This window comes from Chryseobacterium sp. RLHN22 (genome assembly GCF_051011795.1).
Taxonomy (GTDB): Bacteria; Bacteroidota; Bacteroidia; order Flavobacteriales; family Weeksellaceae; genus Chryseobacterium; species Chryseobacterium zhengzhouense.
Genome location: NZ_JBPCHW010000043.1, coordinates 1 through 9840, shown reverse-complemented (window position 1 = coordinate 9840; position 9840 = coordinate 1). Strand labels below are relative to the sequence as shown.

Here is a 9840-nt window from a genome sequence, read left to right as displayed (position 1 = left end):
AATGCACCAGCAGTCTGAATTAAAAATGAAAACCTATAAAACTAAAAACCAAAGCAAAAACGTTTTTGCTTTGGTTTAATTATTATTTTTATCCTATAATCTGTATCGAAGTTTTAGGACGAGACATCATAATAAAAGTAAGGTCAGCCACAAAAATTCCTATACAAAGGCATACAGCAATACACCATCATTGATCTGATGTTCATCTTCGTCATAAGATTGTTATTGGATTTAGATTTCATCTTCATTTCCATACTTGAATACGGTTGCAAATATAGAACATATATTTTATTAGTCCACTAAAAAAGTAGACTTTATTGATTTTAAATTTCAGGCTGTAGTTTAAGTTTTTTAAATTAACTGATTATATTCTTTTTGAGCAAAGCTGATTTTAATCATGTTTGTTTTTGAGATTGTTTTTTTGAAGAATACACGTATTTTAGACCTATGAAAATTCAAATCATCAGAGATTTACATCAGGAATTTGGATTCAGCGATTTGTCTTTCGACCTTGCTGATGTTGTTATATTGGCGGGAGATGTTAATTTAGGAACAAGAGGAATTGAATGGATTAAAAATAAAATTCCCAAAAAACCTGTAATTTACGTCTTGGGAAACCATGAGTATTACAAAGGTTCTTATCCGAAAACTTTAAATAAAATTTTAGAAGCCGCAGAAAATTCCAATGTCTCTGTTTTAGAAAACTCTTTTGTTGATATTGAAGATGTAAGATTTCACGGTGCAACATTATGGACAGATTTTTCAATTTTTGGAAATCCGATGGCTTATGGAAGTCTTTGTCAGACTCAGATGAATGATTATAAATTAATACGAAAAGATCCATCTTATTCAAAGATGCGGAGTATTGATACATTTAAGATTCATCAAATTTCAAGACATTGGCTAAAGGAAAGTCTGGAAAATTCAAAAGGAAAAAGAAATATCGTGGTTACGCATCACGCACCAAGTTTACAATCGGTTCCTGAACATTTTAAAACCGATCCGGTTACTTCGGCTTATGCTTCCAATCTCGAAGATTTTATTGAAGAATATCAACCTATTTACTGGATTCATGGTCATATTCATACCCCGACAAGATACAAAATCGGAGAGACAGAAATCATTTGCAATCCTCATGGCTACATCTCTGAAAAATACAATGGTTATGATAGAAAGCTAATTATTGAAATTTAATTTTCGTTTAAAGTAAAACAGATTGTTCTTCGTCTGTATTGAAAAGGTTTTAACCTAAAAACTATGGAAAATACAAACGCACAAAACGGAATTATTTTAATTCCTGATTTCAGTGGATTTACTGAATTTGTGTTCAATACAAAACTTTATACCGGCGAATATATTGTAAGACAACTACTTTCTATTTTAATTGATGTAAACCATCAGTATTTTGATATTTCGGAAATTGAGGGCGATGCCATTTTATTTTATCGTTACGACAGCAAACCTTCGTACAAAAAGATTTCCCGAATGCTGAGTAATATGAGAAAGGCTTTCAATATGAAGATTGAGGAATTAAGTGAGATGTTGAATACCACGATTGATTTGTCATTAAAGTTTATCGTGCATTACGGAAAGTTTTCTCAATACAACATCGGTAATTTCAGAAAACTCTACGGAAAACCTATTGTAGAAGCTCATCAAATGTTAAAAAACGGTTTCGCAGAAAAACCTTCTTACGCTTTATACAGTCATTCTTTTCTGAAAAATTCTGAAAATGAAGAAAATAAATCTTACGAAGAGATGCAGTTGTCAGAAGTGGGAGTGATTCAGTATTTTGGAAATACATTAGCTTAGTTTTTATTGGCTGAATATAATCATTTTATTGTTGATTAATTCGTTTGCGATTCTGAAAGAATCTCGACATATTAAAAAAGACAGTTTGGATTCCTCGGTATGACAAATTGGATGTTAAAATAGAAAAGTAAAGCTTTTTGCTAATCTGTTGTTTTTTATTGAAAGTCTTTCAACACTGCTGAAATCTTTTGCTTCTTTTGCAGTAAAAAATTCAATGCATTCCAACTAAGTAAATTGGGAATTCCCAAAAAAAATCCCGACTTTTGCCCCTCTTCAAAATTCTGAAACTTCATGAAACTTTGTATTGCCGAAAAACCAAGTGTTGCCAGAGATATTGCCAAAGTTTTAGGTGCGACAACGCCTAAACAGGGCTATATGGAAGGAAACGGCTATTGTGTGACATGGACTTTCGGACATCTTTGCACCCTCAAAGAGCCTCACGATTACGGTCCGCAATACAAATCCTGGAATCTGTTTTTGCTGCCGATTATTCCTCAAAATTTCGGAATCAAATTAATCCCAAACAAAGGTGTTGAAAATCAGTTTAAAGTGATTGAAAGATTAGTCGAAGAATGTGATGAGGTCATCAATTGCGGTGATGCCGGACAAGAGGGAGAGTTGATTCAGAGGTGGGTCTTGCAGAAAGCGAAATGCAATAAACCGATTCAGCGTTTGTGGATTTCTTCATTGACGGAAGAAGCCATTAAAGAAGGTTTTGCCAATTTAAAACCTGCCGAAGATTATAAAAACCTTTATCTCGCAGGAAATGCAAGAGCAATAGGAGACTGGTTGCTGGGAATCAATGCGACACGACTTTTTACTAAAAAATTTGGTGGAAATAAAGCTGTTTTGTCCATTGGAAGAGTTCAGACTCCAACTTTGGCGATGTTGGTTCAACGTCAGAAAGAAATCGATGCTTTTACGACTGAAGAGTATTGGGAACTGAAAACAAAATACCGTGATGTTATTTTTAATGCTGCAATCGACCGCCTCAAAACTTTAGACCGTGCCGAAAAAGGTCTGGAATATCTGAAAGTCAATCCTTTTGAAATCGTTTCATTTGAAATTAAAGAAGGAAAAGAAAAAAATCCGAGACTGTTCGATTTGACTGGACTTCAGGTAGAAGCCAATAAAAAATACGGTTATTCTGCAGAAAATACTTTAAATTATATTCAGAGTCTTTACGAGAAAAAACATGTGACATATCCTCGTGTCGATACAACCTATTTATCCGAAAGTTTGTATCCGAAAATTGAAGGAATTCTTCGTAGAATGACGCCTTATCAAGATTTGATTGCTCCTTTGTTGCAGGAACAGATTCCAAAATCGAAAGCGGTTTTTGATGATACAAAAGTAACCGACCACCACGCTATTATTCCGACCGAAGTGACGCCTTCTCAAAATTTAACGAGAGAAGAGAAATTCATTTATGATTTAATTGCAAAACGTTTTATTTCTGTTTTTTATCCTGAATGTAAAATCTCAAACACTTTGGTGGAAGGAAAAGTGGGAACAATTCCATTCAAAACCAGTGGAAAGCAAATCCTTGAACCGGGATGGAGAGCAGTTTATGCGAAAGAACCGAAAGAAGAATCAACCGATAAAGAAAAAGAGAAGGAAGAAGAACAAACAATTCCTGAGTTTGTGGTCGGAGAAACTGGTCCGCACGAACCAATGATTCATCAGGGAAAAACGTCACCTCCAAAACCCTACACTGAAGCAACGCTTCTTCGTGCTATGGAAACTGCCGGAAAGCAAATTGATGACGAAGAACTTCGAGAAATGATGAAGAACAACGGGATCGGAAGACCTTCAACCCGTGCGAATATTATCGAAACTCTTTTCAAGCGAAAATATATTGAAAAGAAAAGAAAAAATCTTATCGCTACCCAAACCGGAATTCAATTAATTGATACAATAGAAGATGAACTTCTGAAAAGCCCTGAATTAACAGGAGAATGGGAATTTAAGCTTCGTAAAATTGAAAGCGGTGAATACGAGGCCAATCAGTTTAAAGACGAATTGATTCAGATGGTGACTGAGCTGACCAAAAAAGTTGTCGACGGGAAAGGAAAAGTCATTAATCTTGAGGAAGAAAAACCCGAAGTTAAGGAGAAGAAAAAACGTGAACCTGCTGCAAAAAAAGAATTGCAGTCCTGGGAAGAAACGAAATGTCCAAAATGTAACGAGCACACTTTGATGAAAGGTAAAACCGCAGTCGGATGTTCCGATTTTAAAAACTGCGGCTTTAAAGTTTCCTTTGAAATTTTCGGTAAAAAACTTTCTGATAAACAATTAATGGATTTGGTTTTAAAAGGAAAAACTTCAAAATTAAAAGGTTTCACAACGCATCCTGAAAGTTTATCGGAAGGAATTGTTACACTTTCTCCGGAATTTTCAATTACTTTGATTTAGATTGGCTGGAAGCTGGATGTTTGAAGCTGGATGATCATTTAGTCATTCAATTTAAATTTTTATAAGTAGTAAAAGTTTGACAACTCATGAAAGTTTAGACGTATCAAAACACCCATCACCCAGCTCCGTCTTCCAACATCACTTCACATAAAGCCTCATCCTTGCTTCATATTCCGGCTTAGTTTTCAATAATTTCCAAATCTTTTTATCATCGGGATTGCTGATTCTGTAATAAATAATTTTGTCGGCAGAATATTTAAAATAAGGATGGTTTTTCAGCCATTCTTCGGGAGCATCTACCAAAGAATATCGTTCCACTTTTGAATTGTCAAGCGGAGCAATACTCAGAAGTTTTTGAACCAGTTCTTTATCGATATTATAGGTTTCTAAAATCTGTTCTTTCGTCATAAAGCCACCCAACTTCTTTCTGAAACCAATCATCGAACCTGCACTTTTTTCATCCAATCCAAATTCTAAAAGCTGCTTAAAGGTGATAGAATTCAAATCTGTTTTTGAAAAATCCGTTTTTTCCTGTTTGAATTCAGGCTTTTTATCATCCGAATTTTTCGTCATTGTTGCCGGATTTAGCTTTATAAAAGGTTTTAATTCTTCAAATTTTTCAGAAGAAATGACAAAACAATCTTTGATATCCTCTAAAGTTTTAAAACTACCTTTGAAATTTCGTTCACGATAATTAACGATAACGTTCGCCTGTTTTTTAGAAAATCCTAAAGCCATCCAACCTTTAATATCCAAAATGTTCGGATCAAAATTGCTATGTTGAAACTTGTTTTTTGATGAACCTGATTTTTCTGTATAATTATTGAAATTTACAGGAGTTTTTGCGGGAAGAATTAAATACGGCTCAAGTTTCTGATAATTTTCATTATTGATAATAAAGCATTCTTTAAATTTTTCTTTGCTCACAAAACTTCCACCGAGATAATTTTTATACTTTAAAATCGCTGCAGCCTGCCTTTCCGAAAACCCCATGTTCTCCCAATCGCTTTGTGAAAATTGATCAGGATTAAATTTCTTTGTTATGTTTATAGATTTCTTTTCAAAGCTCTTAAAATTTGAATTTCCTTTCGCATCAGCATTCGTTTCAGGAAGTAAAATAAAGTTTTCAAGTTGGGTGTACTTCTCTTCAGAAACAGCAAAACACTTTTTAAACTGTTCCTTGGATAGGAATTTTCCACCGACAATTTTCTTGTATTTTAAAATTGTAGACGTTTGTTTTTCTGAAAACCCGAGTTTTTGCCATTGATTTTCATCGAGTTCATTTGGATCAAATTCAGAAAGAGGTTCTGTGGGGAGATCTTCAGAGATAAAAGTAAGTTCGGGAAAGTTTTCGTCACTTTTATCCGTGTAATTTTGGAAAACAGTCAATGCCAAAAGCAATATCCCCAAAACTGCCATTTTACGGTAATAATTCTTTTTCATCGTTTTGTATTTTATGTTTGATGTGATTTCAATTTCTTAAAATCATCTTTCATAAAGTTATGAATTAATTTTAATTCATGATATAATTAAATCAAAAAAATAAACGATTAAATATTTGTTTTACAGTAGCCTGTAGTCTAAAATTGGTCTTGGGAATAAGTGGAGTTATTTAAAATTTTATCTGTAAAGAATAAATTAAAAATTTTCTTTGTTATGGATAAACAGTCGTATCATTGAACCTGCAAAAAATCCGATAACGGCAGCCATCAATAATGTGTTTACATTAAAAATTGCACCTAAAACAACAAGAGAAAATGAAATTCCTGCGATTATTTTTAAATGCTTTTTATTTTTTAGGTTAATCATAGAAACGGGAATTTATTCAGAATCTTTTTCTACCAAGGAATCTTTGAGTTTTAATAATTCAGCTTTTACGAATTCCAGACGGTCGATTAAGGTAACCGTTTCCGAAATTTTAGAGTTGGTGGTTAATGCAATCCTGGCTCCGTCAAGCGTATAACCTTTTTCTTTTACCAGATGATAAATGATTTGGAGGTTTTTAATGTCTTCCGGAGTGAAGTAGCGATTTCCTTTTTTGTTTTTTTTGGGTTTGATAATCGGGAATTCCTGCTCCCAATATCTTATCAATGAAGCGTTTACATCGAATGCTTTAGCTACTTCTCCTATCGAATAATACAGTTTGTCGGGTAAATTGATCTTCATTGTCGTAATACAGAAAATTCAAAGATAAATATTTTTTAAACTACACAGCAAATCGTAAATTGTAAACTTTAAATTTAAGAAGAATGAAAAATAAATGGAGTTTGGGTATAGTTGGTTTGGTTTTCGCATTACAGAGTTGCCAATCAACAAATTATACCACTATGTTTTATGAAAATACAGAGCCGAAATTAGTTTCGGATCAGTTTACTTTTACGGAAGGTCCGGCAACGGATAAATCAGGAAATGTTTATTTTACCGATCAACCTAATGACAAAATCTATGTCTGGGACTGGAAAACGGATAAAATATCTCTGTTTCTAGATAAAACAGGTCGTGCAAACGGAACTTATTTTGATGAAAATGACAATTTGATTACCTGTTCAGACAATCAGGGGGAAATCTGGAAAATTTCAAAAGATAAAAATATTGAAGTTTTATCTAAAGGTTTTGAAGGAAAAAGATTAAACGGTCCAAATGACCTTTGGTTGGATAATAAAGGCGGAATTTATTTCACAGACCCTTTGTACAAAAGAGATTACTGGGAAAACTTTAAAGTAGAAATTCCTGAGAAAAATCTTTATTATAGAAATAAAAACGGAAAAATATCGAAGCTTGAAACTTTTGTTCAGCCCAACGGGATTATTGGAGCTACAAAACTGAATAAATTATACGTTTCGGATATTGATGCCGGGAAAACTTATGTTTATGATATTTTGGGCGAAGGAAAACTGTCTGAAAAAAAATTATTCTGTGAAATGGGCTCCGACGGAATGACGCTCGATAAAGATGGCAACCTTTACCTTACAGGGGACGGGGTAACGGTTTTCAATCCTAAAGGTGAAAAAATCAAACATGTCAAAATTCCTGAAGACTGGACCGGTAACATCACTTTTGGAGGCCAGAAAAACAATATTCTGTTTATTACTGCTTCGAAATCGGTGTATACTTTACCGACGAAGACTTCTGCTTTGAAGTAGATTAAGGTTAAAGTTAAGGTTAAGGTTAAGGTTAAGGTTAAAGTTGCGTCTCATTTCTAAACTCAGCCTAAATCTTAACCTTAGTCTCAGCCTAATAAGCAATCTCCATTTTTATTTTTTTGCCTTTCAGTTTCTCGGTACTTAACTTTTTCAGTAAATCTTTTACTTTTTTTCTGGAAACAGCTACGTAAGAAGTGGTATCTTTTACTTCAATCAAACCGACGTCTTCTTTCTGTAGCTCGCCTTTTTTAATCAAATATCCGACGATGTCAACTTTATTGACTTTATCTTTTTTTCCTGCGCTGATGTAAATCGTCTGAAACGGTGAATTTTCCGGAACTTTTGTAAATTCAGTCACACTTTCTACAGGAACATCATTTTTGATAAAAGGAAAATTTTCTTCCTCTTTCATAATGAGATACACAAAACCTTTGGCGTTCATTCTTGCAGTACGCCCATTTCTGTGAATGAAAGCATCTTCTTTTGGCGGAAGCTGATAATGTACGATAGATTCAACTTCAGGAACATCCAAACCTCTTGCTGCCAAATCGGTGGTTATTAAAACTCTTGCAGAATCATTTCTGAATTTTAGCAAAGCACGTTCTCTTTCATCCTGTTCCATTCCGCCGTGGAAAGTTTCTCTGTCGATTCCTTTTTCACGTAAAAGTTCGGAAATTCGGTCAACAGCTTCACGGTGATTGCAGAAAATCAGGGTTCTTTTGTTTCCGATTTTACAGATGAGATGGAATAAAGTATCCAGTTTTTCCTCAGAAATGGTCATTACTTTTCTTAGCTGAATATCCGGTTTGTTTTCTCCTAACTTTAGAAAATCAATCAATTTTTCATTCTGAAGTCCTGTGAATTTCGGAATTTCATCCATAGCTGTTGCGGAAGTGAGAATTCTTTGGTGTACATTTCTCAGATTTCCGATAATATAATCCATATCTTCCTGAAAGCCAAGTTCCAATGCTTTGTCAAATTCATCTAAAACTAAAGTTTTGATGGTGGATGGATTAAAATTTTTATTCTGAAGATGATATCTGATTCTTCCGGGAGTTCCGATCAAAACTGCAGGAGCTTCGATCAGATTATTCATTTCAATCTTTTTATCATGACCACCATAGCAAACAGTAACCTTAAAATCTGTACCCATCGATTTGAAAACCTGCTCAATCTGCAAAGCCAGTTCTCTGGCCGGAACCAAAACAATGGCCTGGATTCCTTTCGCTTCTTTTTTGAGATTCCTTAAAACCGGAAAAAGAAAAGCCAGTGTTTTTCCCGATCCTGTAGGAGAGAGTAAGATAACATCACTGTTGTTTTCGGTTGCCTTAAAGGTAGATTTCTGCATCTGATTCATGTCCTGAATCTGAAGCTTCTGATAAATTGACTGTAAATCCATGTTGCAAAGGTAAGCGAAAAGAATTTTTCTTAAAATGTAAATTTATTTAAAGAAATTTGCTAAATCTAAATCTAAACCTCATGTCTCCAGAAAAGAAAAAACTCATGACCGACAGTTTCAGCCGTTCTGAAACTTTAAAATTCTACAAAGCCGAATTACTTGAAGTGAAAACCGATTTCGTATCCATTAAAATTCCCAAGATGGAATTGATGACCAGAAAAGCAGGAATGTTCAACGGAGCAATGATTGCTTCTTTGGTGGATGTCTCTTCAGGCTATGCGGCAGTGAGTCATTATGAGGAAGATTGTTATGTTGTAACGGTCGAATTAAAAGTGAATTATCTCCGTCCGGCAATTGGTGATGCTTTGGTTTCTAAATCTTATGTGGTGAAAGGTGGTACAAAAATCTCAGTGATAAGAACCGAAATTTATACAATGGATGAAAATAATGGCTCGGAAAGCCATGTGGCAACTTCTTTGGTAACGATGATGAAAATAAAATAATATTGATCGAAACTTAGGATTCATCAATCGTTGCATATGATTGGAATAAGTTTTGTTGATATAAAGCATATAAAAAATAAATATGATGAACTTAATTATCCGTTTGCTGATTACTGCAATAGTTGCTTTTTTACTCACTAAAGTTTTGCCAGGCGTACATTTTGAAGGCTTTTCTACTGCTGTTATTTTTGCAGTTGTTTTAGGGCTTTTAAATTTAATTGTGAAGCCTGTTTTAAGCCTTTTTGGTTTGCCGCTTACCATTATTACTTTAGGTTTCTTTGCTTTGGTAATTAATGCGATCATTATTCTGATTGCGGATTATTTTATAGACAGTATGAATATTGATGGCTTTTGGTGGGCATTTATTTTCAGTATTTTACTCTCTATTATTACGTCACTTGCCAATTCAATGTTTGCAGATAAAGATTAGTTAGAAAATAAAAAACCTGTTTAAACTTTTATTTTTCTTAGAAATAAGATAGAGAAAGCTAAATAATGTAGATTTATCCAAGTGATATTCAATTTTTCAAACCTTATTAACAGCGCTTTGAAACTATCCAACCAAGCA

General features: G+C 34.0%; 10 protein-coding genes. 6 read left to right on the top strand and 4 right to left on the bottom strand.

Translation table 11 applies throughout. The annotated features are described in order from the left end of the window. Positions 1-447 precede the first annotated feature (447 nt). The 3 genes from ACR1PN_RS20170 to ACR1PN_RS20160 all read left to right on the top strand — a co-directional run bounded on the left by ACR1PN_RS20170 (position 448) and on the right by ACR1PN_RS20160 (position 4227). The gene (locus tag ACR1PN_RS20170) at positions 448-1194 is read left to right on the top strand and encodes a metallophosphoesterase (RefSeq protein ID WP_433981494.1); all 747 of its coding nucleotides are present in this window, start codon (positions 448-450) and stop codon (positions 1192-1194) included. 63 nt (positions 1195-1257) lie between these two features. After that, the gene (locus ACR1PN_RS20165) at positions 1258-1812 is read left to right on the top strand and encodes a DUF2652 domain-containing protein (protein ID WP_433981493.1); all 555 of its coding nucleotides are present in this window, start codon (positions 1258-1260) and stop codon (positions 1810-1812) included. Between the two features lie 291 nt (positions 1813-2103). Further along, positions 2104-4227, top strand: coding sequence for a DNA topoisomerase 3 (locus tag ACR1PN_RS20160; RefSeq protein ID WP_433981492.1), 2124 nt, complete (start codon positions 2104-2106; stop codon positions 4225-4227). A gap of 138 nt (positions 4228-4365) precedes the next feature. On the opposite strand, the gene ACR1PN_RS20155 is transcribed toward ACR1PN_RS20160, so the two are convergent. From ACR1PN_RS20155 to ACR1PN_RS20145, 3 genes are all read right to left on the bottom strand, one after another. Then, the gene (locus ACR1PN_RS20155) at positions 4366-5670 is read right to left on the bottom strand and encodes a hypothetical protein (protein ID WP_433981491.1); all 1305 of its coding nucleotides are present in this window, start codon (positions 5668-5670) and stop codon (positions 4366-4368) included. A 195-nt stretch (positions 5671-5865) separates the two neighbouring features. Next, the gene (locus ACR1PN_RS20150; protein WP_433981490.1) at positions 5866-6036 is read right to left on the bottom strand and encodes a hypothetical protein; all 171 of its coding nucleotides are present in this window, start codon (positions 6034-6036) and stop codon (positions 5866-5868) included. A gap of 12 nt (positions 6037-6048) precedes the next feature. Beyond that, entirely contained in the window at positions 6049-6393 is a 345-nt protein-coding gene (locus ACR1PN_RS20145; protein WP_378181669.1) for a MerR family transcriptional regulator, read from the bottom strand. Positions 6394-6476: 83 nt separating this feature from the next. Between ACR1PN_RS20145 and ACR1PN_RS20140 the strand changes: the two genes are divergently transcribed. Next, the gene (locus tag ACR1PN_RS20140; RefSeq protein ID WP_433981489.1) at positions 6477-7370 is read left to right on the top strand and encodes an SMP-30/gluconolactonase/LRE family protein; all 894 of its coding nucleotides are present in this window, start codon (positions 6477-6479) and stop codon (positions 7368-7370) included. 91 nt (positions 7371-7461) lie between these two features. Here the strand turns inward: ACR1PN_RS20140 and ACR1PN_RS20135 are convergent, their stop codons facing one another. Further along, on the bottom strand, positions 7462-8769 hold the full coding sequence (locus tag ACR1PN_RS20135) for a DEAD/DEAH box helicase (RefSeq protein ID WP_433981488.1): 1308 nt from the start codon (positions 8767-8769) through the stop codon (positions 7462-7464). A gap of 80 nt (positions 8770-8849) precedes the next feature. Here ACR1PN_RS20135 and ACR1PN_RS20130 point away from each other — a divergent pair, with 80 nt between their 5' ends. Beyond that, positions 8850-9272 (top strand): PaaI family thioesterase, encoded by a 423-nt coding sequence (locus ACR1PN_RS20130; RefSeq protein WP_433981487.1) that lies wholly within the window; start codon positions 8850-8852, stop codon positions 9270-9272. 85 nt (positions 9273-9357) lie between these two features. Beyond that, positions 9358-9702, top strand: coding sequence for a phage holin family protein (locus ACR1PN_RS20125; RefSeq protein ID WP_433981495.1), 345 nt, complete (start codon positions 9358-9360; stop codon positions 9700-9702). The last annotated feature ends 138 nt before the right edge of the window (positions 9703-9840 follow it).